Source organism: Kitasatospora brasiliensis, from assembly GCF_032654805.1.
GTDB classification, from domain to species: Bacteria; Actinomycetota; Actinomycetes; order Streptomycetales; family Streptomycetaceae; genus Kitasatospora; species Kitasatospora brasiliensis.
This window is the reverse complement of record NZ_JAUOOW010000005.1, coordinates 185,664-209,781: the sequence shown is the minus strand read 5'-3', so window position 1 is coordinate 209,781 and position 24,118 is coordinate 185,664. Positions and strand designations below refer to the sequence as shown.

At 71.0% G+C, this 24,118-nt stretch carries 16 protein-coding genes; 7 read left to right on the top strand and 9 right to left on the bottom strand.

Annotation, left to right across the window (positions count from 1 at the left end; genetic code table 11):
- Positions 1-246: 246 nt before the first annotated feature.
- Both treS and QWJ13_RS20510 read right to left on the bottom strand, forming a co-directional pair.
- Complete coding sequence (gene treS / locus QWJ13_RS20515) at positions 247-1,971, bottom strand: maltose alpha-D-glucosyltransferase (protein ID WP_316526221.1); 1,725 nt, start codon at positions 1,969-1,971, stop codon at positions 247-249.
- Complete coding sequence (locus tag QWJ13_RS20510) at positions 1,968-3,923, bottom strand: alpha-1,4-glucan--maltose-1-phosphate maltosyltransferase (protein ID WP_316526690.1); 1,956 nt, start codon at positions 3,921-3,923, stop codon at positions 1,968-1,970. The genes treS and QWJ13_RS20510 overlap by 4 nt, the downstream gene beginning before the upstream one ends.
- A 1,039-nt stretch (positions 3,924-4,962) precedes the next feature.
- Here QWJ13_RS20510 and glgP point away from each other — a divergent pair.
- Complete coding sequence (gene glgP, locus QWJ13_RS20505; protein WP_316526220.1) at positions 4,963-7,641, top strand: alpha-glucan family phosphorylase; 2,679 nt, start codon at positions 4,963-4,965, stop codon at positions 7,639-7,641.
- Between the two features lie 102 nt (positions 7,642-7,743).
- Here the strand turns inward: glgP and QWJ13_RS20500 are convergent, their stop codons facing one another.
- Both QWJ13_RS20500 and QWJ13_RS20495 read right to left on the bottom strand, forming a co-directional pair.
- A complete protein-coding gene (locus QWJ13_RS20500) occupies positions 7,744-9,591 on the bottom strand; it encodes an ABC transporter ATP-binding protein (RefSeq protein ID WP_316526218.1) in 1,848 nt (615 codons plus the stop codon).
- Positions 9,588-11,402, bottom strand: coding sequence for an ABC transporter ATP-binding protein (locus tag QWJ13_RS20495; protein ID WP_316526217.1), 1,815 nt, complete (start codon positions 11,400-11,402; stop codon positions 9,588-9,590). The genes QWJ13_RS20500 and QWJ13_RS20495 overlap by 4 nt, the downstream gene beginning before the upstream one ends.
- Positions 11,403-11,635: 233 nt before the next feature.
- On the opposite strand from QWJ13_RS20495, the gene QWJ13_RS20490 reads away from it, so the two are divergent.
- Positions 11,636-13,063, top strand: a complete 1,428-nt coding sequence (locus tag QWJ13_RS20490; protein ID WP_316526216.1) for a family 2B encapsulin nanocompartment shell protein — start codon at positions 11,636-11,638, stop codon at positions 13,061-13,063.
- Here QWJ13_RS20490 and glgX read toward each other — a convergent pair.
- On the bottom strand, positions 12,988-15,258 hold the full coding sequence (glgX, locus tag QWJ13_RS20485) for a glycogen debranching protein GlgX (RefSeq protein ID WP_316526215.1): 2,271 nt from the start codon (positions 15,256-15,258) through the stop codon (positions 12,988-12,990). The genes QWJ13_RS20490 and glgX overlap by 76 nt on opposite strands.
- Positions 15,259-15,449: 191 nt before the next feature.
- Between glgX and QWJ13_RS20480 the strand changes: the two genes are divergently transcribed.
- From QWJ13_RS20480 to QWJ13_RS20465, 4 genes are all read left to right on the top strand, one after another.
- Positions 15,450-16,697 carry a L,D-transpeptidase gene (locus tag QWJ13_RS20480; RefSeq protein WP_432277563.1) on the top strand — a complete coding sequence of 416 codons (1,248 nt, stop codon included), beginning with the start codon at positions 15,450-15,452 and terminating at the stop codon, positions 16,695-16,697.
- A gap of 197 nt (positions 16,698-16,894) precedes the next feature.
- Positions 16,895-18,139 (top strand): L,D-transpeptidase, encoded by a 1,245-nt coding sequence (locus tag QWJ13_RS20475; RefSeq protein ID WP_316526211.1) that lies wholly within the window; start codon positions 16,895-16,897, stop codon positions 18,137-18,139.
- A gap of 247 nt (positions 18,140-18,386) precedes the next feature.
- Positions 18,387-19,592, top strand: coding sequence for a L,D-transpeptidase (locus QWJ13_RS20470; RefSeq protein WP_316526209.1), 1,206 nt, complete (start codon positions 18,387-18,389; stop codon positions 19,590-19,592).
- A gap of 136 nt (positions 19,593-19,728) precedes the next feature.
- Positions 19,729-20,286 carry an ATP-binding protein gene (locus tag QWJ13_RS20465; protein ID WP_432277562.1) on the top strand — a complete coding sequence of 186 codons (558 nt, stop codon included), beginning with the start codon at positions 19,729-19,731 and terminating at the stop codon, positions 20,284-20,286.
- 317 nt (positions 20,287-20,603) lie between these two features.
- On the opposite strand, the gene QWJ13_RS20460 is transcribed toward QWJ13_RS20465, so the two are convergent.
- The 3 genes from QWJ13_RS20460 to QWJ13_RS20450 all read right to left on the bottom strand — a co-directional run bounded on the left by QWJ13_RS20460 (position 20,604) and on the right by QWJ13_RS20450 (position 22,775).
- Positions 20,604-21,449 (bottom strand): hypothetical protein, encoded by an 846-nt coding sequence (locus tag QWJ13_RS20460; RefSeq protein WP_316526207.1) that lies wholly within the window; start codon positions 21,447-21,449, stop codon positions 20,604-20,606.
- A gap of 208 nt (positions 21,450-21,657) precedes the next feature.
- Entirely contained in the window at positions 21,658-21,966 is a 309-nt protein-coding gene (locus tag QWJ13_RS20455) for a DUF397 domain-containing protein (RefSeq protein ID WP_316526206.1), read from the bottom strand.
- Positions 21,963-22,775, bottom strand: a complete 813-nt coding sequence (locus tag QWJ13_RS20450) for a helix-turn-helix domain-containing protein (protein ID WP_316526204.1) — start codon at positions 22,773-22,775, stop codon at positions 21,963-21,965. The genes QWJ13_RS20455 and QWJ13_RS20450 overlap by 4 nt, the downstream gene beginning before the upstream one ends.
- A 169-nt stretch (positions 22,776-22,944) precedes the next feature.
- Between QWJ13_RS20450 and QWJ13_RS20445 the strand changes: the two genes are divergently transcribed.
- Complete coding sequence (locus tag QWJ13_RS20445; protein WP_316526202.1) at positions 22,945-23,382, top strand: ATP-binding protein; 438 nt, start codon at positions 22,945-22,947, stop codon at positions 23,380-23,382.
- A 4-nt stretch (positions 23,383-23,386) separates the two neighbouring features.
- On the opposite strand, the gene QWJ13_RS20440 is transcribed toward QWJ13_RS20445, so the two are convergent.
- On the bottom strand, positions 23,387-23,965 hold the full coding sequence (locus QWJ13_RS20440; protein WP_316526200.1) for a hypothetical protein: 579 nt from the start codon (positions 23,963-23,965) through the stop codon (positions 23,387-23,389).
- Between the last annotated feature and the right edge of the window lie 153 nt (positions 23,966-24,118).

Below are 24,118 nucleotides of genomic sequence, written 5' to 3'. Positions count from 1 at the left end.
GCTCCCTTTCCCCGGAAGCACGCGGACTGCCCGGGTCGTGGCCGGGTCCGTCAGTCTTCCGGATTGCGGCGGCGCGGCGGTCGCGGCACGCGAGCACGGCTCGGGTGTCACGCCTTCGTGTGGGTGGCCGTTGGGCTGTTCTCCGTACGCGGTGGTGCAGAGAACTCCGGGGGCGCGGGGTTCAACTCGCGCCCCCGGAGGGTCTGGTGGTGCTGTTCACGCTGGTGTGCGGCGTGCGGTGGATCGTTACTTCGACCGCCTGGTCCCGCTCAGGCGCGGGGGCTGCCGGAGCTGGAACCAGTAGAAGCCGTGCCCGGCCAGGGTGAGCAGGTAGGGCCACTCGCCGATCGACGGGAAGCGCACCCCGCCGATCAGCTCGACCGGGTACCGCCCGCCGTACTGCCGCAGGTCCAGTTCGGTCGGCTGCGCGAACCGCGAGAAGTTGTTCACGCACATGACCAGGTCCCCCTCGTACTCGCGCACGAAGGCCAGCACGGCGGGGTTGCTGGACGGAAGCTCGGCGTAGCTGCCGAGGCCGAACGCGGGATTGAGCTTGCGGATCTCGATCATGCGACGCGTCCAGTGCAGCAGCGAACTCGAACTGCTTTGCTGTGCTTCGACGTTGGTCACCTGATAGCCGTACACCGGGTCCATGATGGGCGGCAGACTGAGCCTGCCCGGGTCGGCGGAGGAGAAACCCGCGTTGCGGTCCGGAGTCCACTGCATCGGGGTGCGCACGCCGTCCCGGTCGCCGAGCCAGATGTTGTCGCCCATGCCGATCTCGTCCCCGTAGTAGAGCACCGGGGAGCCGGGCAGCGAGAGCAGCAGGGCGGTGAACAGCTCGATCTGGTTGCGGTCGTTCTCCAGCAGCGGGGCGAGCCGGCGGCGGATGCCCACGTTGGCGCGCATCCGCGGGTCCTTGGCGTACTCCGCGTACATGTAGTCGCGCTCCTCGTCGGTGACCATCTCCAGGGTCAGCTCGTCGTGGTTGCGCAGGAAGATGCCCCACTGGCAGCCGCCGGGGATCCGCGGGGTCTTGGCGAGGATCTCCGAGACCGGGTAGCGGGATTCCCGGCGCACCGCCATGAAGATCCGGGGCATCACCGGGAAGTGGAACGCCATGTGGCACTCGTCGCCGCCGGAGGCGAAGTCGCCGAAGTAGTCGACGACGTCCTCCGGCCACTGGTTGGCTTCGGCCAGCAGCACGGTGTCGGGGTAGTCGGCGTCGATCTCCTTGCGGAGCCGCTTGAGGAACTCGTGGGTCTCCGGCAGGTTCTCGCAGTTGGTGCCCTCGCGGGCGAACAGGTACGGCACCGCGTCCAGCCGGAAGCCGTCGATGCCGAGGTCGAGCCAGAACCGCAGCCCGGCGACCATCTCGTCCTGGACCCGGGGGTTGTCGTAGTTGAGGTCCGGCTGGTGGGAGAAGAAGCGGTGCCAGTAGTACTGCTTGCGGACCGGGTCGTAGGTCCAGTTGGAGGTCTCGGTGTCGACGAAGATGATCCGGGCGTCCGGGTACTGCTTGTCGTCGTCGGCCCACATGTAGAAGTCGCCGTACGGCCCGTCCGGGTCGGTCCGGGAGGCCTGGAACCACGGGTGCTGGTCGCTGGTGTGGTTCATGACGAAGTCGATGATGATCCGCATGCCGCGGGCGTGCGCGGCGTCGACGAACTCCATGAAGTCGGCGAGGTCGCCGAACTCCGGCAGCACCGAGGTGTAGTCGGACACGTCGTACCCGCCGTCGCGCAGCGGCGAGGCGAAGAACGGCGGGAGCCAGAGGCAGTCGACGCCGAGCCACTGGAGGTAGTCGAGCTTGGCCGTGAGCCCCTTGAGGTCCCCGACCCCGTCGCCGTTGCTGTCCTGGAAGGACCGCACCAGCACCTCGTAGAAGACCGCACGCCGGAACCACTGCGGGTCGAGCTTCTTCTTCGAGGTCTCGGGGAAGGTGTCGGGGACGGGCTCGTTCACTGTCACGCTGGGTTCCTCCGAACCGTGAGGAGGTGGGCCGGCTCGGCTGAGGGATCGAGCCGGACGTAGTTGTGCCGGCCCCAGGTGTAGACGGCGCCGGTGAGCTCGTCGTGCACCGCGTGGGGGCCGTCGCCGTCCAACGTGACGGTGGCCTCCTGGACGTGGTGCGGGTCGAGGTTCACCACGGTGATGACCTGGTCGGTGAGGCCCTCGGGGGTGGTCGCGGTCTTGGAGTAGGCGAGCACCTGGTCGTTGTCGGTGGGGTGGAAGCGCAGGTCGCGCAGCTGCTGGAGGGCGGGGTGGCGGCGGCGCAGCCGGTTCAGCACGGTCAGCAGCGGGGCCAGGGTGTCGGTGCGGCTCCAGTCGCGCGGGCGCAGCTCGTACTTCTCCGAGTGCAGGTACTCCTCGGAGCCGGGGTGGGCCGGCTCGTTCTCGTACAGCTCGTAGCCGGCGTACACGCCGTAGCTGGGGGAGAGGGTGGCGGCGAGCACCGCGCGGACGGCGAAGGCGGCGCGGCCGCCGTGCTGGAGGTAGCCGTGCAGGATGTCCGGGGTGTTGACGAAGAAGTTGGGCCGCATGTAGGCGGCGGTGTCACCGGTGAGTTCGGTGAGGTACTCGGTGAGTTCCGGCTTGGTGGTGCGCCAGGTGAAGTACGTGTACGACTGGTGGAATCCGATCTTCGCCAGGGTGTGCATCATCGCCGGACGGGTGAAGGCCTCGGCCAGGAACACCACATCGGGGTCGGTGCGGGCGATGTCCGCGAGCACCTTCTCCCAGAAGATCACCGGTTTGGTGTGGGGGTTGTCGACCCGGAAGATCCTGATCCCGTGCGACATCCAGAACCGGAGGATCCGGATTGTTTCCTTGACGATTCCGTCCATGTCCTGGTCGAAGTTGACCGGATAGATGTCCTGGTACTTCTTCGGCGGATTCTCGGCGTAGGCGATGGTGCCGTCCGCGCGGTGGCTGAACCATTCCGGGTGCTTGTTCACCCAGGGGTGGTCCGGGGAGCACTGGAGGGCGAAGTCCAGCGCCACCTCCAGGTGCAGCGCCTGCGCCTCGGCGACGAAGTGGTCGAAGTCCTCGATGGTGCCGAGGTCGGGGTGGACCGCGTCGTGGCCGCCCTCGGGGGAGCCGATCGCCCAGGGCGAGCCGACGTCGTGCGGACCGGCCGTCAGGGTGTTGTCCGGGCCCTTGCGGAAGGCTCGGCCGATCGGGTGGACGGGCGGCAGGTAGACCACGTCGAAGCCCATCGCGGCGACGGCCGGCAGCCGCTCGGCGGCGGTGCGCAGGGTGCCCGAACGCGGCGGCTCGACGCCGTTCGGGTCCACCAGGGCGCCCTCCGAACGGGGGAAGAACTCGTACCAGGAGCCGAACAGCGCGCGCTCGCGGTCCACCTGGAGCGGCAGCGGCCGGGAGGCGCTGACCAGTTCGCGCAGCGGGTGGCGGGCCAGCGCTTCGAGCACCTCGGGGGCGAGCGCGGCGGCCAGCCGGGACAGCGGCGGCAGGGTCTGGTCGCGCAGCGCGTCGGCGGCGGCCAGCACGTCGGCCCGGCCCTCCTTCTTGGGCACCCCGGCGGCGGCCTGCTCCAGCAGTCGGGCGCCCTCCTCCAGCACCAGCGCGGTGTCGATCCCGGCCGGCAGCTTGATCGAGGCGGCCTTGCGCCAGGTGGCGACCGGGTCGCTCCACGCCTCCACCAGGTACGACCAGCGGCCCGGCGCGCTCGGGGTGACGTACGCCCCCCAGCGGTCGCTGCCCTCGGCCAGCTCGCGCATCGGCGTCCACGGGCCGCCGCGGCCGCGCGCGTCGCGCAGCACCACGTTGGCGTTGACGGCGTCGTGGCCCTCGCGGAAGACGGTCGCGGTGACCAGGAAGGCCTCGCCGGTGACGGCCTTGGCCGGGCGGCGGCCGGCGTCGATCTGGGGGCTGACGTCCAGGACGGGGATGCGGCCGATCACGGTGTCGCTCTCTGTCGTCTTGCGGGCGGAGGGCTTGCGAGCGGGGGACTTCCCGGTGGTGGCCTTCGCGGCGTCGGCCTTCGGCGTGGTGGCCTTCGCGGCGCCGGCCTTCGGGGCGGTGGCCTTGGTGGCGGCGTTGGTGGCGGTGGTGCGGCGCGTGGTGGTGGTGCGCCTGCGGGGTGCCGCCGGCCGCTCCTCCTCGACCCCGGGGTGCCGGGACGCCGTGGAGGGCTGGGATTCGGAGGATCCGGTACGGACGGCTCCGGAGGCCCTCGGCGCCGGCATCGCCGGATCTGTCCGAGTGTCAGAATCCATCCGTCCGGCGGATTCCGCGACCGCTGCGTCGAGGCCTTCGGCCACCGGTGTGGACTGGTCCCGCGTGTCGCCGTGCATGCCAAACTCCTGCCCGAGATCGGCGGCAGCTCCCCGCGGGCCGGGGCGGGCCGGGGGAGTGCCGGAGGACTGCTGGGTGGGGAGGACGTGCGACCGGAAGCCTGCCCGCGCCGCTGTTCCCGGCAACCTGCCCGGCGCCCGCCGACCCGGTGGCTGGAAGCCCCGGAGCCCGTGTGCGTTCCGGCGCACGCCCTCCGCGGGGCACGCTCCTGGGCGACCCGGTCGACCCGTGAACGAGCGGGCCGGGCGCGAGGACACGCGTCCGTGAGCGGCGATCGCCGAATGGACTAAGAAGGACGGGAACGGTCAACGCGAAAAGGATTCGGACGTGCTGCTTCGAGGGGGACGCCACCCGTCGCCGTACTCCCCACGGCATCAACGACCTTCGGTCATCCTCGCACTGGAGGCGAGGTTTTTGCAGCGGTACGACAGCAGTTTCGAGCCTTCTCCCGGGTGAGTGCGCCGTCGGAAATGGACCCGTACCGAAGAGTTCACGTATTGGTAGCGCGGGCCCCCGAAATGTGCGCCTCGCGCGCCCCCCGTGCAGACCAATGCGCCGAATGCGATCTCATCAATAGCCCGAACGGATGCCCAATAGCCCACTTGACGCACTGTCGGGCCGACCGCCGCGGCTACGCTTCACGCCGTGAAGGCAATCCGCAGATTCACCGTCCGCACCGTCCTGCCCGAACAACTCCAGCCGTTGCACGAGCTGGCCCTCAACCTGCGCTGGTCCTGGCACCCCGAGACCAGGGACCTGTTCCGGTCCGTGGACCCGGAGGTCTGGGCCGCGACCGGCGAGGACCCGGTGCGGCTGCTCGGGGAGGTCCCGGCCGCCCGGCTCGCCGCGCTCGCCACCGACCGGCGCTTCCTGCGCAGACTCGGCGACCTCGCCGACGACCTGCGCGAGTACCTCACCGGCCCGCGCTGGTACCAGACCCGGCAGGAGGCCGACCCGGCCCCGCTGCCCGCCGCCATCGCCTACTTCTCGCCCGAGTACGGCATCGCCGCCGCGCTCCCGCAGTACTCCGGCGGCCTCGGCATCCTGGCCGGCGACCACCTCAAGGCCGCCAGCGACCTCGGCGTGCCGGTCGTCGGCGTCGGCCTGTTCTACCGGCACGGCTACTTCCGCCAGTCGCTGAGCCGCGACGGCTGGCAACAGGAGCGCTATCCGCTGCTCGATCCGGATGAACTCGCCGTCACCCTGCTCCGGGAGGCCGACGGCACCCCCGGCCGGGTCGACCTCGCCCTGCCCGGCGGCCGCACCCTGGCCGCCCACATCTGGAAGGCCCAGGTCGGGCGGGTCCCACTGCTGCTGCTCGACTCCGACATCGAGGCCAACTCGCCCGCCGAGCGGGACGTCACCGACCGGCTGTACGGCGGCGGCAGCGAGCACCGGCTGCTCCAGGAGATGCTGCTCGGCATCGGCGGCGTCCGGGCCGTGCGCGCCTACTGCCGGCTCACCGGGCACCCCGCCCCCGACGTCTTCCACACCAACGAGGGCCACGCCGGCTTCCTCGGCGTGGAGCGCATCCGCGAGCTGGTCGCCGAGGATCCGGCCGGCCTCGACTTCGCCGCCGCCCTGGAGGCCGTCCGGGCCGGCACCCTCTTCACCACCCACACGCCCGTCCCGGCCGGCATCGACCGCTTCGACCGGGAGCTGGTCGCCCGCCACTTCGGCGGCGACGCGGCGCTGCCGGGCGTCCCGGTCGAGCAGGTGCTCGCGCTCGGCGCCGAGAGCTGGCGCGACGGGGACCCGAAGCTGTTCAACATGGCCGCCATGGGCCTGCGGCTGGCCCAGCGCGCCAATGGGGTCTCCACCCTGCACGGCGAGGTCAGCCGCTCGATGTTCCACGGCCTGTGGCCCGGCTTCGACCCCGCCGAGGTGCCGATCACCTCGGTCACCAACGGCGTGCACGCCCCCACCTGGATCGACCCGGCGGTGGTCCGGCTCGGCGCCGCCGAGATCGGCGCCGAGCGCGCCGAGGAGGCGATGACCACCGGTGACACCCGCCGCTGGACGGGCCTGGAGAGGATCGGCAACGCCGAGGTCTGGGAACTGCGCCGCGGCCTGCGGGCCCAGCTGGTGGAGGAGGCCCGCCGCCGGCTGCACGCCTCCTGGCGCCGGCGCGGGGCCGGCGAGGCCGAGCTCGGCTGGGTCTCCTCGGTGCTCGACCCCGACGTGCTCACCATCGGCTTCGCCCGCCGGGTGCCCTCGTACAAGCGGCTCACCCTGATGCTGCGCGACCCGGAGCGGCTGCGCGCCCTGCTGCTGCACCCCACCCGGCCGGTGCAGATCGTGGTGGCCGGCAAGGCCCACCCGGCCGACGACGGCGGCAAGCGGCTGATCCAGCAGATGGTGGCCTTCGCCGACGATCCGGCGGTGCGCCACCGGATCGTCTTCCTGCCGGACTACGACATGGCGATGGCCCAGCGCCTCTACCCGGGCTGCGACGTCTGGCTGAACAACCCGCTGCGCCCGCTGGAGGCCTGCGGCACCTCCGGGATGAAGGCCGCGCTCAACGGCTGCCTCAACCTGTCCGTCCTGGACGGCTGGTGGGACGAGTGGTACGACGGCCGCAACGGCTGGGCGATCCCCACCGCCGACGAGAGCGGCGGGGTGCTCGACCCGGACAGCGGCGAGGCCGAGCGGCGCGACGACATCGAGGCGGCCGCGCTCTACGACCTGATCGAGCACCAGGTCGCCGCCCGCTTCTACGACCGGGACGCGGACGGGCTGCCGCAGCAGTGGATCGCCATGGTCCGGCACACCCTGGTCACCCTCGGGCCCAAGGTGCTGGCCGGCCGAATGGTCCGGGAGTACGTCGAACGGCTGTATGTCCCGGCGGCCCAGGCCCAGCGGGAGCTGGTGGGAGCCCCCGTGAGCGGGCGATTCGCCGCGGCGCGGGAGCTGGCCGCCTGGAAGGCGAAGGTCCGGGAGGCGTGGCCGGCCGTGCGGGTGGAGCACGTCGAGGCGGACTGTCCGACCGAGACGCAGGAGCTGGGCAGCTCGCTGGCGCTGCGGGTGCAGGTCGCGCTCGGGACGCTGGCGCCGGGCGACGTCGAGGTGCAGGCGGTCTCCGGGCGGGTGGACGAGCGGGACCGGATCTCGGACGCCTGCCTGCTCGCCCTGAAACCGGTCGGCGGGCCCGATCTGGACGGCCGCATCCGCTACGAGGGCTCGCTGGAGCTGTGCCGGACCGGCCCGTTCGGCTACACCGTCCGGGTGCTGCCCGCGCACCCCCGGCTGGCCTCGCCGACCGAGCTGGGGCTGGTCGCCCTGCCGGTCGAGTCGGCCGGGATGGACGCCGGGCTGCTGCGCTGAACCGGACGTGCCTCCGGTCCGTATTCACCAGAGGGAAGTGGGGTGGCCCGGCCGGGTGCGTGACGGCGCACCCGGACGGGCACATTCATGGGGCCCGAGGGCCTAGACCAGGCTGTCCCGCCAGGCCCGGTGGAGGGCGGCGAAGCGCCCGGAGCCGTCGATCAGCTCCTGTGGTGAGCCATCCTCCACGATCCGGCCCTGATCCATCACCAGGACACGGTCGGCGATCTCCACGGTGGAGAGCCGGTGGGCGATGATCACCGCCGTCCGGCCGGCCAGCACGGTGCGCATCGCCCGCTGGACGGCCTGCTCCCCGGGGACGTCCAGCGAGCTGGTCGCCTCGTCCAGGATCAGCACCGCCGGGTCGGCCAGCAGGGCGCGGGCGAAGGCCACCAGCTGCCGCTGCCCGGCCGAGATCCGGCCGCCGCGCTTGCGCACGTCGGTGTCGAAGCCGTCCGGCAGGGCGGCGATGAACGCGTACGCGCCGATGTCCCGGGCGGCCTGCTCGACCTCCTCGCGGGTGGCGCCGGGGCGGCCGATCGCGATGTTCTCGGCGACGGTGCCGGAGAACAGGAAGGACTCCTGGGTCACCATCACCACCCCGCGCCGCAGCTCGACGGCGTCGAGGCGGCGCAGGTCCACGCCGTCCAGCCGGATCCGGCCGTCCGTCGGGTCGTAGAAGCGGGCGAGCAGCTTGGCGATCGTCGACTTGCCCGCGCCCGTCGCGCCGACGACCGCCACCGTCTGGCCGGCGGGTATCAGCAGGTCGAAGGGCGGCAGCACGTCCTTTCCGGTCCGGTAGGCGAAGCGGGCCTGCTCGAAGGCGACCTCCCGGCCCTTGCCGGTGGCCTCGGGCAGCTCGACGGGCTCCTCGGGCTCGGCGACGGTCGGCTCGTGGGCGAGCAGGCCGGCGATCTTCTCCAGGGCGGCGGCGGCCGACTGGTAGCTGTTGAGGAACATCGCCAGCTGGTCGATCGGGTCGAAGAGCCGGCGCAGGTAGAGCGCGAAGGCGGTGAGCACGCCCAGCTCCAGCGCGTCCTCGACGACCAGGTAGGCGCCGAGCAGCACCACGCCGGTGGTCCACAGGTTGGCGGTGGCCCGGGAGAGGCCGACGTAGCGGGCGATCTCCAGCAGGCCGTCCGCCGTCGCGGTGGCGGACTGGCCGTTGACCACGGCGAAGGCGGCGTCGTTGGCCTTCTCCCGGCGGAAGGCCTGCACCGGGCGGATGCCGTTCATGGTCTCGGTGAAGCGGACGATCAGCGAGGCCGCCGAGGTGCGCGAGCGCCGGTAGACCCGGCGCGAGCGGCGGCGGAAGGAGCGGACGATCAGGCCCAGCGGCACGAAGGCCGCCAGCGAGACCAGGCCGAGCTGCCAGTCCAGCGCCAGCAGCAGCACCGAGATGTAGCAGACCGACAGGAGGACCGTCAGCAGCTCTTGGAGGCCCTCGGAGAGCAGCTCGCGCAGCGCGTCGATGTCGCTGGTGGCGCGGGAGATGATCCGGCCCGAGGTGTAGCGCTCGTGGAAGTCCAGGCTGAGCCGCTGGGCGTGCCGGAAGATCCGGCCGCGCAGCTCCAGCACGATGTCCTGGTTGACCCGGGCGCTGATCTTGATGAACACCCACTGGAGCGCCGGGCTGAGCAGGGCGCAGAACAGGTAGGCCGCGACCACCGCGATCAGCGGCCCGGAGTCGTGCTCGCGCAGCGCCGGGATGCCGCGGTCCATCGCCACCGCGACCAGCAGCGGGCCGGACTGGAGCGCGGCCTGCTGGACCAGGATCACCAGCATCGCGACGGCGATCCGGGCGCGGTGCGGGCCGAGCAGCGAGCGCAGCAGCTCCCGGGGCGCGCCGGGCGGGACGGGGATGTCCTCCTCGTCGGCGGGCGCCGAGGTCAGCTCCTCCTCGGCCGGCTCGTCGGGTCCGGTCCGTACGGGTTCGGCGGTGGTGGTCATGCCTGCCCCCCTTGCGTGATGAGAGGGCCCTCGGGCACCGGGGCGGCCTCGCCCGACATCAGTTCTCGGTAGTGCGCGCAGTCGCGCAGCAGCTCCTGGTGGGTGCCGACGGCCCGTATTCGGCCGTCGGCCAGCACCGCGACCCGGTCGGCGAGCAGCACGGTGCTGGGGCGGTGGGCGACGACCAGGGCGGTGGTGGTGCCGAGGACCTCGCGCAGCGCCCGCTCGACCAGGGCCTCGGTGTGCACGTCCAGGGCGGAGAGCGGGTCGTCCAGCACCAGGAAGGCCGGGTCCCCGACCACCGCGCGGGCCAGCGCGAGGCGCTGGCGCTGGCCGCCGGACAGGCTCAGGCCCTGCTCGCCGACCTCGGTGTCCGCGCCCTGCGGGAGCTTGTCGACGAAGCCCGCCTGGGCGGTGGCGAGGGCGGTGCGCAGCTGCTCCTCGCCGGCGCCGGGGGAGCCCATCAGGACGTTCTCCCGGACGGTGGCGGAGAACAGGGTGGGCTCCTCGAAGGCGACGGCGACGAGTTCGCGCAGCCGCTGCCGGGGCAGCTCGCGGACGTCCCGGCCGTCCAGCGTGATGGTGCCGGCGGTGGCCTCGTACAGCCGGGGGAGCAGCGCGGTGAGCGTGGTCTTGCCGCTGCCGGTGGCGCCGACCAGGGCCATCGTCTCGCCGCTGCGGATGTGCAGGTCGATGCCGCACAGCAGGTCGGGGGTGCCGTCGGGGGCGTCGGGGTAGCGGAAGCGGACGCCGGTGAAGCGGATGCCGTCGGCGGCGCCGAGTTCGGCGGCCGTGCCCGGGTCGGGGTCGTCCGGCTCGTCCAGCACCTCGAAGAAGCGGTCGGTGGCGGTGGCGGCCTCGTTGGCGTAGGCGAGCAGCCAGCCGAGCGACTCGACCGGCCAGCGCATGGCGAGCGCGGTGGAGAGGAAGGCGACCAGGGTGCCGGCGCTCATCTCGTCGTGGGCGACCAGGTAGGCGCCGACGGCGAGGGCGCAGCCGAGCGCGATCTCCGGCAGGCCGACGACGACGGCCCAGAGGTTGGCGAGCAGGTGCGCCTTGCGCAGTTCGGTGCGGCGCAGCTCCTGGGACTGGGCGCGGAAGCGCTCGGCCATCGAGCGGTGCCGGCCGAAGGCCTTGAGGATGCGGATGCCGAGGACGGACTCCTCGACCACGGTGGCGAGGTCGCCGTTCTGGTCCTGGGCGAGGCGGGAGGCGCCGGAGTAGCCGGCCTCGAACCGCCGGGTGAGCAGGAACAGCGGCACGACCGGGATCAGGGCGATCAGCGCGAGCCGCCAGTCCTGGGTGAACATCACCACCGTGCCGGCCAGGAACATCACGGTGTTGACGATCAGGAAGACCAGCGGGAAGGCCAGGAACAGCCGCATGGTGTACATGTCGGCGGTGGCCCGGGAGAGCAGCTGGCCGGAGCCCCAGCGGTCGTGGAAGGAGACCGGCAGCCGCTGGAGCTTGGCGAAGAGGTCCCCGCGCATCGCCGTCTCCAGCCGGGAGAGCGGGCGGGCCAGCACCACCCGGCGGGTGTAGAAGAGCGCGGACTCGATCAGGCCGAGGACCAGCAGCAGGGCGACCAGCGGCCAGAGGCCGGCCAGGTCGTGTTCGGCCAGCGGGCCGTCCACGATCCGGCCGAGGACGACGGGGACGGCGAGGGTGCTCAGCATGGCGAGCGAGGCGGCCGTGACCGAGACCGCCAGCCGGCCGCGGACGGCCCGGGCGTACGGCCACAGGCGCAGCAGGGAGCGGACCGCGGAGTGTCGCGGCCCGGCCTTCTCGGTGTCTTGTCTGTTCTCGGCCATCGCGGTGAGGGTAGGCGGAGTCGCCGTCACTTCTCATCCGGTTTTTCGCCCCTGACGGCCGCCCTCGTCGAGAACCGGCCACCCGAACGGCCGGATCGGAGGTGAGACAGGGGGCGCGCGCGGCCGTTCGTGCAGGTCTGAGTACGCCGCGCGCCTCTTGCGTGCGCCTACTGATCCGCCGATGACAACTCCTGACGGATGCACATGGATACGCGAGTGACAGGAGTGAGCACATGACGGTCGAAACCGAACCCACCCCCGGTCCCGGCTCCGCAACCGTGCAGGTACGGGCCCAGCTCAGCCTCAGCACGACTGCCGCGCGGAACCTGGCGACGACCACCAAGTCGAAGCCTCAGATGCAGGAGATCACCTCCCGCTGGCTGCTCAAGATGCTGCCGTGGGTGCAGGTCAGCGCCGGTACCTACCGGGTCAACCGCCGGCTGAGCTACGCCCCCGGGCGCGGCCGGGTGAGTTTCACCAAGACCGGCTCCTCGGTGACGGTGATCGCCCCCTCGCTGGCCGAGGTGCCGGCGCTGCGCGGCTTCGAGGACCAGGACGTGCTGGCCGAGATGGCCCGCCGCTTCGTGCAGCGGGACTTCGCGCCGGGCGACGTGCTGGTGCAGGAGGGCGAGCCGATCCAGGAGGTGTTCCTGATCGCGCACGGAAAGGTGGACCGGATCGGGACCGGCAAGTACGGCGAGAAGACGGAGCTCGGCCCGCTCGCGGACGGCGACCACCTCGGCGACGAGGCGGTCACCGACGGCGGCGGCACCTGGCCGTACACGGTGAAGGCGGCCACCCCCGGGGTCGCGATGGCGCTGGCCTGGCCGGTGCTCCAGGAGCTGATCGAGCGCTCCCCGGCGCTGCGCGAGCAGCTGCTCGGCTTCGCCGCCGACGCCGCGCAGGCGCAGAACGAGCACGGCGAGGCGCGGATCGACCTGGCGGCCGGCGAGCAGGGCGAGTACCAGCTGCCCGACGCCTTCGTGGACTACGAGTTGCGGCCGCGCGAGTACGAGCTGAGCGTCGCGCAGACCGTCCTCAAGGTGCACACCCGGGTCGCGGACCTCTACAACAAGCCGATGAACCAGACCGAGGAGCAGCTGCGGCTGACCATCGAGGCCCTGCGGGAGCGGCAGGAGCACGAGATCATCAACAACCCGGAGTTCGGGCTGCTCAGCAACGCCGACTTCGACCAGCGGATCCAGACCCGTACCGGGGCGCCGACCCCGGACGACCTGGACGAGCTGCTCAGCATGCGGCGTGACACCGACTACCTGTTCGCCCACCCGCGCGCCATCGCGGCCTTCCAGCGGGAGTGCAACCGGGCCGGGGTCTACCCGGAGACGGCGGTCATCCTCGGCAAGCAGCGGCCGGCCTGGCGGGGGATTCCGATCTTCTCGTGCAACAAGATCCAGGTGTCCCCCCAGGGCACCACCTCGTTCATCGCGATGCGTGTCGGCGAGGACAACCAGGGCGTGGTCGGCCTCACCCAGGTCGGCATCCCGGACGAGGTCGAGCCGGGTCTGAACGTCCGGTTCATGGGCATCGACGAGAAGGCGATCGCCTCGTACCTGGTCAGCACCTACTACTCGGCGGCGGTGCTGGTGCCGGACGCGATCGGTGTGCTGGAGAACGTCGAGATCGCGATCGCCGGCAGCTGAGCGGAGATGCCCCCGGCGGGTGCTCGCAGCAGTCGCAGCGAGCGCCCGCCCAGCGTCACGGCGCCGGGCGGATCGGGCTCGGCGGAGCCGGCGGCGGTGTCGACCACCGTCTCGTACGGCGCCGCCCAGGGCCCGGTGGGCAGGGTGAACACCACGGGAGCCGGGCCCGCGTTGAGCAGCAGCAGGAAGCTGTCGTCGCCGAGCGGCCGCCCGGCCTCGTCCCGTTCGGACAGTGCGCTGCCGGAGAGCAGCATGCCGAGGCAGGCCCGCGGCGCGAACCAGTCGGCCTCGGTCATCTCCCGGCCCTGCGGGGTGAACCAGGCGAGGTCGGGCTGCCCGCCGGGGGTGGTGGCCCGGCCGGAGAAGAACGCCCGCCGGCGCAGCACCGGGTGGGCCCGGCGCAACGCGACCAGCCGGCCGGTGAATTCGCACAGCTCCCGCCAGCCGGGCTGCTCCAGCAGCGACCAGTCCAGCCAACTGATCTCGCTGTCCTGGCAGTAGGCGTTGTTGTTGCCGCCCTGGGTGCGGCCCAGCTCGTCCCCGGCGGTGATCATCGGGACGCCCGCCGAGAGCAGCAACGTGGCCGTCAGGTTGCGCAGTTGGCGCATCCGCAGCTCGTTGATCGCCGGGTCGGCCGTCTCGCCCTCGGCGCCGTGGTTCCAGGAGCGGTTGTCGTCGGTGCCGTCCCGGTTGTCCTCGCCGTTGGCCTCGTTGTGCTTGCGGTCGTAGGAGACCAGGTCTCGCAGGGTGAAACCGTCGTGCGCCGTCACGTAGTTGACCGAGGCGTACGGGCGGCGGCCGGCGTGCTGGTAGAGGTCGGAGGAGCCGGAGAGGCGGTAGCCGAGCTCGCGCACGTCCGGGCGGGCGCCGCGCCAGAAGTCCCGTACGGTGTCGCGGTACTTGTCGTTCCACTCGGCCCACAGCGGGGGGAAGCCGCCGACCTGGTAGCCGCCCGGGCCGACGTCCCAGGGCTCGGCGATCAGCTTCACCCGGCTGAGCAGCGGGTCCTGGGCGACGGCGGCGAGGAACGGGTGGTCCATGTCGACGGCGTCGGTGCCGTTCGGGCCGCCGCGGGCCAGGGCGGCGGCGAGGTCGAAGCGGAAGCCGTCCACGCCCATCTCGGTGACCCAGTAGCGCAGCGAGTCGGTGATCAGCCGGATCACCTGCGGGTGGCGGGTGTCCAGGGTGTTGCCGCAGCCGGTGTAGTCGGCGTAGCCGCGCGGGCGGTTGGGCGGCAGGCGGTAGTAGGCGGCGTTGTCGATGCCGCGCAGCGAGAGCGCCGGGCCGAGCGCGCCGCCCTCGGCGGTGTGGTTGAACACCACGTCCAGGATCACCTCGATCCCGGCGGCGTGCAGGGCCCGGACCATCCGCTTGAACTCGCCGACCTGGCCGCCGCGGGAGCCGGAGGCGGAGTAGCCGGCGTGCGGGGCGAAGTAGCCGATCGTGTTGTAGCCCCAGTAGTTGACCAGTCCGCGGGCCTGGAGGTGGTCCTCGCTGGCGTGCTGGTGCACCGGCAGCAGTTCGACGGCGGTGACGCCGAGGCGGGTGAGGTGGGCGAGAGCGGCGGGGTGGGCGAGGCCGGCGTAGGTGCCGCGCAGCGGCGGCGGGACGTCGGGGTGGCGCATGGTGAAGCCGCGTACGTGGAGTTCGTAGAGCACCGTCTCGGCCCACGGGGTCTTCGGGCGGTGGTCGTCGGACCAGTCGTCCCGGTCGTGGACGACCACGGACCTGGGCACGTACGGCGCGGAGTCGCGGTTGTCCCGGACGGTGTCGGCGACGTCGGCCTCGGGCCAGTTGCGCACGGCCGAGCAGGCGGCGTCGTTGGAGGTGTAACAGCCGTCGACGGCGCGGGCGTAGGGGTCGAGCAGCAGCTTGGCCGGGTTCCAGCGGGCGCCCGTCCACGGGTCCCAACGGCCGTGCACGCGGAAGCCGTAGCGGGTGCCGGGGCGTACGCCGGGCAGGAAGCCGTGCCAGACCTGGACGTCCTGTTCGGTGAGCGGGTGGCGGCTCTCGGTGCCGTCCTCGTCGAACAGGCAGAGCTCGACGGCCTCGGCGCCGGCCGCCCAGAGCGCGAAGTTGGTGCCGTGGCCGCCGAGCCGGTCGGTGCGGTAGCGGGCGCCGAGCGGCTGCCAGCTGCCGGGCCACGGGGGCTCGTCCGGCGGTGCTCCGGCTTCCAGCTCCTGCCCTGACGCCATGGCCTGCCCTCCCTGATTCGGGGTGTCCCGGACCCCGTCCACCTCTCTTTCCCGGATTGCGCGGAGCGGAAGCCGTTGAACGGGGGCTTACCGGCGGATGGCGGGCAGGCCGTGCCGCGCCCCGGCGTGTCTTCGCCGGGATCTTCCTCGTTGCCCCCGGTGTCGAAACGTGAACAGTGGGAGGGGCCCGGATGCGGCGCCGAGGACGGGTGTGGGCACGGGGTGCGGCGGCGGTGGCCTGCTGTCTGGCGGTCCTGACGGGGTGCGGCTCGCCGGCCGTGCCGGACGGGGACGCGGTCACCGCGGGCGGGGACGTGACGGCCGGCGGCGGGCGCAGTGCGCCCCCCGCGCCGTCCAGGGCGGTGCTCACCGCGCAGCCGGCCGACGGCGCGCAGGACGTGCAACCGGACGGCCCGGTGCGGGTGGCCGTCGCGCAGGGGCGGCTGGTCTCCGTCCGGCTGGCCGACGCCAAGGGCGCCGAGGTGCCCGGCACGATCGGGGCGGACGGCACGGGTTGGGCGCCGGACGGCCCGCTGCCGCTCGGGACGGCCTTCACCCTGGACTCCGTCGCCGAGGACGACCAGGGCCGGAAGGCGGCCCAGCACTCGGAGTTCACCACCGTCGCCCGGGCGCACACCTTCGTGGCCTTCTTCACCCCGGAGGACGGCTCCACCGTCGGCGTCGGCATGCCGGTCTCGCTGCGCTTCAGCCGTTCGATCGCCGACCGGGCGGTGGTGGAGCGGGCCGTCCAGGTCACCGCCGACCCGCCGGTGCCGGTGGCCGCGCACTGGTTCGGCAACCGGCGGCTGGACTTCCGCCCGGAGCGGTACTGGGCGGCCGGCACCAAGGTCACGGTGTCGCTGCGGCTCAAGGACGTGCAGGGCGCGCCGGGGGACTTCGGCACCCAGAACCGGGACCTGCACTTCACCGTCGGCCGGGCGCAGGTCTCCACCGTGGACCTGGACGCCCACACCCTGACCGTGCGGGCCGGCCAGGGCGGCAAGGTCGTCAAGGTGCTCAAGGTCTCCGGCGGCAGCCGCGAGCACTCCACCTATCGGGGGGTGATGGTGGTGTCGGAGAAGTACAAGGTGACCAGGATGAACTCGCAGACCGTCGGGATGGGCGACGAGTACGACATCCAGGACGTCCCGCACGCGATGCGCCTCACCAACTCCGGCACCTTCGTGCACGGCAACTACTGGGCGGACCCGGGGGTGTTCGGCGCCGCCAACACCAGCCACGGCTGCATCGGGCTGGCCGACGCCAAGGGCGGGGCGAGCAAGGACTCCCCGGGGGGCTGGCTGTTCGAGCACACCGTCCCGGGGGACGTGCTGGAGGTGAAGGCCTCGTCCGGGGACATCGTGCCGCCGGACAACGGGCTCAACGGCTGGAACGTCCCGTGGGAGCAGTGGGTGGCCGGCAGCGCGCTGCGCCCTTAGGTCCCCTTTCGGTCCATTTGTCCCGTCTTCACCGTTGGTTCACGGATCGTCAACTCGACTCCTCTCAGCTTTCACTCGGATGGCTTAGCTATCCTGCTCCGGCGCGCCCGGGGTTCGGCCGAAAAGATCGGCTGGACAGTGCAACTTACGGGGGCACTCAGCGCGTCAAGTGAGTGAATACCGGGAGGGGAGAAACCGTGAAGACGGGGAAGACGGTCGGCGCCGCGATACGCACCACCAACCGCTACGGGCGGAGGAGTGCGATGGCGCTGGTCATGGGTGGGGTGCTGCTGCTCACCGCGGCCTGCAACGACGACAAGAGCAGTGACGCCGGGGGTTCCGGGGGCGGCACCGGCGCGGCCTCGGCGGCGGCGGACGGCGGGGCGGGCTCGACGAAGACCTCGGCCGCGGTGGTCGCGGTGGAGCCCAAGGACGGCGCCCAGGACGTCGCGCCGAACGGTCTCCAGGTGTCGGTGTCGAACGGCAAGCTCACCACGGTCGAGGTGACCGACAAGGACGGCAAGCCGGTCGAGGGCGCGATCACCCCGGACGGCGCCGGCTGGAAGCCCGCGGGGGCGCTCGCGGTCGGCATGGCGTACAAGGTGAACGCGCAGGCCAAGGACGGTGAGGGCCTGGTGTCCGCGTCCACCACCACGTTCACCACGCTGACGCCGGAGAAGAAGGTCTCCACCAACGACAACATCAGCGACGGTGCCACCTACGGCGTCGGCATGATCGTCTCGGTGGAGTTCAACAAGGCCGTCAAGAACAAGGACGCCGTCCTCAAGGGCATCAGCTTCGAGACCAGCAACGGCACCGTGGTGAAGGGCCACTGGTTCGGCGACACGCGGGTGGACTTCCGCCCCGAGCAGTACTGGGCGCCGGACACCAAGGTGACCGTCAAGTACCGGCTGAAGAACGTCGAGGTCGCGCCCGGCATCTACGGCGACGTGGACAAGGACGAGCCGTTCACCATCGGCCGCTCGATGATCTCCACGGCGGACGCCAAGTCGCACCAGATGACCATCGAGAAGGGCGGCCAGAGCACCACCGTGCCGGTCACCCTGGGCTCGGACACCAACCCGTCCTGGAACGGGACCATGGTGGTCATGTCCAAGGAGAAGGTCACCCGGATGAACTCGCAGACCGTCGGTCTCGGCGGCGAGTACGACATCAAGGACGTGCCGCACGCCATGCGGCTGACCACCTCCGGCACCTTCGTGCACGGCAACTACTGGGCCAACCCGTTCGGCAAGACCAACGCCAGCCACGGCTGCGTGTCGATGCAGGACGTCAAGGGCGGCAGCGACGCCTCCGTCGCCGGCAAGTTCTTCAACGACTCGATGATCGGCGACCCGATCAAGGTCGTGAACAGCAAGGAGAAGACCGTCTCGCCCTCGAACGGGTGGAGCGGCTGGAACGTGGACTGGGCCAACTGGTAGGCCCTACCCGGAAGTAGGGCCCGGCATTCCGGTCCCTACGGCGAGTCCCGCGCCGTGCGGCCCGATCCTCACCCGTTGGGGGCGGGCCGCCGCGGTTTCCGGGCGATGCGGCCCACGGATGGCGCAACCTATCCGGTGTCCCGACGCGTATACCGGTCGGGTCCGTCGGGTCCAACGGGGAGTTTCTCGGGTTTTCTGAGGAGGGGGATCGACGATGCGGTCGATACGGATACGCAGCGTACGCAGAGTGGTGGCCGTCGGGCTGGTCGGCGGGTCGATGGCTCTGACGGCGGCCTGTGGGGGCGGCGGCGGGGGCACCTCCGGCGCGGCGAAGGCCGATCTGGGGGCGGGGGCGGCGGGTTCCGGCGCGAAGGCGTCGGCGGCGCCGACGAGCGCGGTGCCGAAGGTCTCGAAGGCCGCCGTGAGCATCGAGCCCAAGGCCGGCTCGGTGGACGTGGCGCCGAACGCGCTCAAGATCGGCGCCACCGGGGGCAAGCTCACCACCGTCAAGGTGAGCGACAAGACCGGCAAGGAGGTCCCCGGCACCATCGCCGCCGACGGCGCCTCCTGGACGCCGACGGCCGGCCTGGACGTGGGCACCGCCTACCAGGTCAGCGCGATGGCCGCGGACGCGGACGGCGCGGTCGCCACGGCGGACAGCAACTTCAGCACGCTGACCCCGACGGCGCTGGCCAAGGCCTCGGACAACGTGGACAACGACGCCACCTACGGCGTCGGCATGATCGTCTCGGTGAACTTCAGCAAGGACGTGAAGAACCGGGACGAGGTCGCCAAGGGCATCAGCTTCGAGACCAGCAACGGCACCGTCGTGAAGGGCCACTGGTTCGACGACCGCCGGCTGGACTTCCGCCCCGAGCAGTACTGGGCGCCGGGCACGAAGGTCGTCGTCCACTACCGGCTGAAGAGCGTCGAGCTCGCCCCCGGGGTGTACGGCTCGGACCGGGACGAGCCCTTCACGATCGGGCGGTCCCAGATTTCGACGGTTGACGCCGCCGCACACAAGATGACCGTCGTACAGAGTGGTCAGACGAACGAGATCGACATCACCTCCGGCTCGCCCGAACACCCCACCTGGAACGGCACGATGGTCGTCATGTCCAAGGAGGGCGTGGTGCGGATGCAGTCCAGCTCCATGCCCGGGATGACCGGCGCCCCGTACGACCTCCAGGTGCCGCACTCGATGCGGCTCACCGACTCCGGCACGTACGTGCACGGCAACTACTGGAGCGACGCGTTCGGCGAGGACAACGTCAGCCACGGCTGCGTGGGCCTGCGGGACGTCAAGGGCGGCGGCTCCGGCACCACGATGGGCAAGTTCTACGACGGGACGCTGGTCGGCGACGTGATGATCGTCAAGAACTCGACCAAGAAGGACACGCTCGACCCGGCGAACGGGCTGAGTGGCTGGAACGTCCCGTGGGGCAGCTGGTAAACGGCTGCTGAAGGGGGGGTGGGGTCAACCCGGGCTTGACGGAAGTCGCCCGGGTCGGCCCCATCTTGCTTCCGGCATATGCCGACTCGGGGAGATCGTTTGCTCATTGTCCGTACGCGGCTGCTTGCGTTCCGCAATGATGGTCCGCATGGCGGGTTGGGGCGAAACAGATCAGTCATCGGTTCCCGTGACACGTGCGGTGGCCGAGGTGTCCTGGATCGACGTCCAGGGCGGGCTCTCGGCACTGGAACGGCTCACCTCGGCGGAACTGGAGGAGATGTATTCCGGCAGACTCTGCGACCCGTCCTCCCCGAACGAGGTACGGCTGCCCTCCCGGCCGGAGTCGGCCCCGGTGGCCCGTCGGCTGGTGATGTCCGTGCTGGAGTCCTGGGACCTCCACCAGCACCTGGAGGCCGGGGAGCTGCTCACCGGCGAACTGGTGGCCAACGCCGTCCGGCACGCGGCCGGGCGCACCATCGGCCTGCACGTCAGCCGCAAGCCCGGCTGGCTGCGGGTCGAGGTCCGGGACTCGTCACGGGCGCTGCCCTGCATGATCATCGCCGAGGTCAACGCGGTGAACGAGCGGGGGCGGGGCCTGCGGATCGTCGATGATCTCTCGGATCGGTGGGGGGCGGACTTACTGCCGCGCGGCAAGGGTGTGTGGTTCGAGCTGAAGGTGCGCGAGCGGCCTTGATGTGATGGACGGGCCCTGCGTGATTCCCCGGGAAACACGCAGGGCCCCCGGATTCGCCGTGGTCCGGCGGATGGGGGCCCCTGCAAGTCATCGCGCCGGCCAAGGGGGTGCGTGCCGCGCGATGGGCGTCGGCAGTGCCAGGTCGGGCCCGCCGAAGTCATCAACCCAGGGCGGAGTCTGTGTCGCCCGCCGTTGGGCATGCCCTGACTATCGCACGAATCTCAGCATGTGGGCAAACCGGGTGACTTGGAATGCAAGGTGTGTTACCTAGTTCACCTTTGGTTATTGAATCGGTTCACGTCGATGCCTGTGAATATTCATGAACGCGGCGCTGTGGCCATCGCTTGGCGGATTCGGGCGGCGTGGCGGTGTACGGCGGTGGGGGAGAGGGCTTGGCGGGGCGGCGGGTTGGTGGCCGGGGTGCCTCGGCAGGCGCGGCAGAGGCCGCCCAGGAGGGCTTGCGGGCGGCAGGGAGTGCGGCAGGCCGTGCACTCGGGGATACGGGTGGTGAGGGGTTGGGAGTGGGGGCGCTCCGGGGGGAGCTTGTCGAGCAGGCGGCGGCGGGTGAAGGCGCCCGGGCTGTGGATGTCCTGGGGGAGGCCGTTGGTGAGGGCGGCGGTGAAGAGGGGGAGCGTGGCGCCCCGGGCGAACCACTCGGCGGCGAGGGGTTCGAGGGCGGTGCAGTCGGCGGCCGAGAGGGCGAGACGGGGGTCCGCGAGGCCGAGGCCGGCCAGGGCAGCGTAAGCGGCCGAGGGGAGGGGGGTGTGGTTGAGCCTTCGCTCTTGAGGGGGATCGGGTGCGGCGGGCGTTGACGTGTCACCGGGGGAGCCGGTGGCGAGGAAGTGCGACCACCAGGCGTCGGAGCGGGGCGTGCGGGAGAAGTAGGTGTGGAACACCCAGCGGCAGTCGGTGGAGGAGAGGCGTTCGCGGACGCGGCGCAGGTGGCCTGCGGTGGAGAGCCTGTTGAGGGCGGTGCGGCACGCCATCTGGCCGTAGTGGGGCTGGAGGGTGGCGAGGGTCTTGACGTCCATGGCGGCGCCGTCGGGGAGGTGGTCGATGAGCGAGGCGAGATAGGCCTCGCGGGCCGGGAGGTGGGCGAAGTCGGAGGCGGAGCGGGGGAGTTGCTCCGGCGCGGACTGCTTGCCGTACCCGGGGGCGGCCATGGCGGTAGGGTTGTGGGTAGCCACAGGATCGAGTCGCTTTCGATCGTGCCGGTCAGACCCCCGTTCGGTGCTGGTAACACCGGCGGGGGTTGTTTCGTTGCTGCGCACGCTACACGGAGGAACCAGCCGTGGCGAAGTGATGACGATAAGTCATATGTGCTGCGTGCGGGGGTGGTTGGGGGTAGTTACCCCACCGTTCCATTGAGGGTCACTCGACGGGAGCCGCTTGAGCTTCGGGCGCGAACGAGACGAACGCGGACCACGCTTCGGGGGAGAAGGCGAGGGTCGGGCCGGTCTTGTCCTTTGAGTCGCGGACGTGGATGGTCGAGGGGCAGGCGGCAACTTCGACGCAGTCGCCGCCCTGCGAGTCGCTGTAACTGGACTTCACCCAGGAGACTGCCACCTCGACGCAGTTGCCGCCCTGGGTGTCGCTGTAGCTGGACTTCACCCAGGAGATGGCGACTTCGACACAGGCGCCGCCCTGCGAGTCGCTGTAACTGGACTTGAACCACTTCATAGCTCCTCCATCACCGTTCTGATGAATGCTTCCGACTCCTCAATGCTGAGGGCCTGCGAGCGGATCATGCCATGGCGTTGCACGAGGATGCTCACCTTCTCGGGGTCGGCGGACAAGATTCCCGCGTACTGCCCCTCCACGTAGCCGAGTAGCTGGTGCTCGGGCGTCTCAAGGATCACCATCGGCCCCTCCATGGAGACATGGATCGCCCGGTTGGCCGGCAGGACCTGGATGGCGACATTCCGAAGTTTGCCGATGTCGAGCAGCTTCTCAAGCTGTCGCTTCATGAGGTCGGCATCGCAGATGAGGGTGCGGAGTGCCATCTCGTAGATGACGAATCCGAACATCGCGGTGGGTGAGCGGTGCAGCTTCTCCTGGCGCTGGAGCCGTGCGGCGACTCGCGCTTCGACCGTCTCGTCGTCCAGTGGCGGGTAGCTGTGGCTGATCTGCTCCCGGGCGTACTCCTCGGTCTGGAGCAACCCAGGGATGAGCAAGGCGGCGTACCCGTGGATGGCGATCGCCTCGTGCTCTGTGTCCGTGTAGTCCTGCGAGTAGGTCGGGAACTTCTCCGGCGTCAGGAATGTGGAAGCCCCGATCAGCATCCCTTTTGCATCGCACAACTCATCGGCTGCCTGTAGGAGTTGGAGCGTCGGTTTCCGCCTTCCCGCCTCCATCGACCGCACGCTCTCGATGTCGTAGCTGGCCGCCTTGCTCAACTGCTCCCGTGTCACGCCCGCCTTATCGCGCCAGCGCTTGACCTGATCGCCGCAGTACTTCCACGACATCGGGTTCTGCTTCGGCGTGCTCACGGTCCGGCACCCCTTCCTGCCCTGGTCGCAGGGCGGTCAAGCTCTGGCTGTACGTGCGGTGTTACTCCTGAGGCTATGCCCGCCTGCCGACTCTTGATGAGTGAAATGGCCGAACTCAGCTCTTCAGAGTGAAGCCGCCCGTCTGCATCTCCCAAGGACTTGATCCCCGATGCTTGCTGAGCCCATCGACCTCGTCGAGTGGATGTTCCCCCGCCTCCCCCGCAGCGCCGGCCGTGCCCGCGTCCGCTTCATCCGCCAGGCCTTCGAGTGGGAGGTGCCCATCGACTCCGCCGAGACCGGCCTCATCCTCCTCAGCGAACTCGTCACCAATGCCTGCCGTCACGCCCGGGGCCCCCGCGACCGCATGATCGGCGTCCGCGTCCTCCTCCCGAACCCCTCCCTCCTGCGCATCGAGGTCTCGGACGCCAACTCCACCCTCCCGACCATCCGCCGCGCCACCACCGCCGACGAGTCCGGCCGGGGGCTCGAACTCGTCGCCGCCCTCGCCACCTCCTGGGGCTCCCACCTGCGTGGCGAGGGCTTCATCGGCAAGACCACCTGGTGCGAGCTCGCCCTCCCCACCCCCGCCAACCCCCACGGCGACTGACCGGCTACTTCACGGCCTTGGCGAACTCCCTTGCCAGCGACACCGCGTCATCGGGGAAGTCGCCCGACTTGTCGGCGTTGACCAGGAGGTCCAGCACCCGGTCACCGATGCGGACGAGGATCGTCTCGGTGCCCAGGTAGCCCCCCTCCGGGAGCATCCTGAAGTCCAGTGCCTCGTCGCCCAGTCCGGCCACCGGCTTGGCGACGAGGCGTATCTCGACATCGCTGTGCCCCTTGCCCGTGCCCTTCTCGGTGAACGACGGGCAGCGCGCCGCGAAGTCCCTGATCACACCCAGCTGCTTCGCCGCGTCGCCGGCGCGGAAGGAGGTCACCGTCACCGAGCCGGCGTGCTCGCCGTCGGTGGACCATATGCTCTGGCTGGCGTACGCCGCGTAGCCGTCCAGCACCGTCAGGTTGTTCATGACGCCGCACGGCGCCGTGGGCCCCAGCCCCGTGGTGGTGGAGAGGACCTGCGATCCGCTGTCCGACGGGGTGCTGGGGCCGTACTTGCCGCTGTTCAGGGTCCAACCCGACGGGACGGTCTCCTCGGTGGGCAGATACGCCCTGAGGGCGCTCCCGAGCATGATCGAAGGATCCACGAGCGGGGCCGTCGGGGTGGGCGCCGGCAGGGGCGGGGCCGTGAAGAGGGTCGGGAAGTCCGTCACCGACACCTTGTACGGGGAGGAGGGCGCAAAGGTCGGGCTGTGGGATGAACCGCCACTGGAACACCCGGCCGC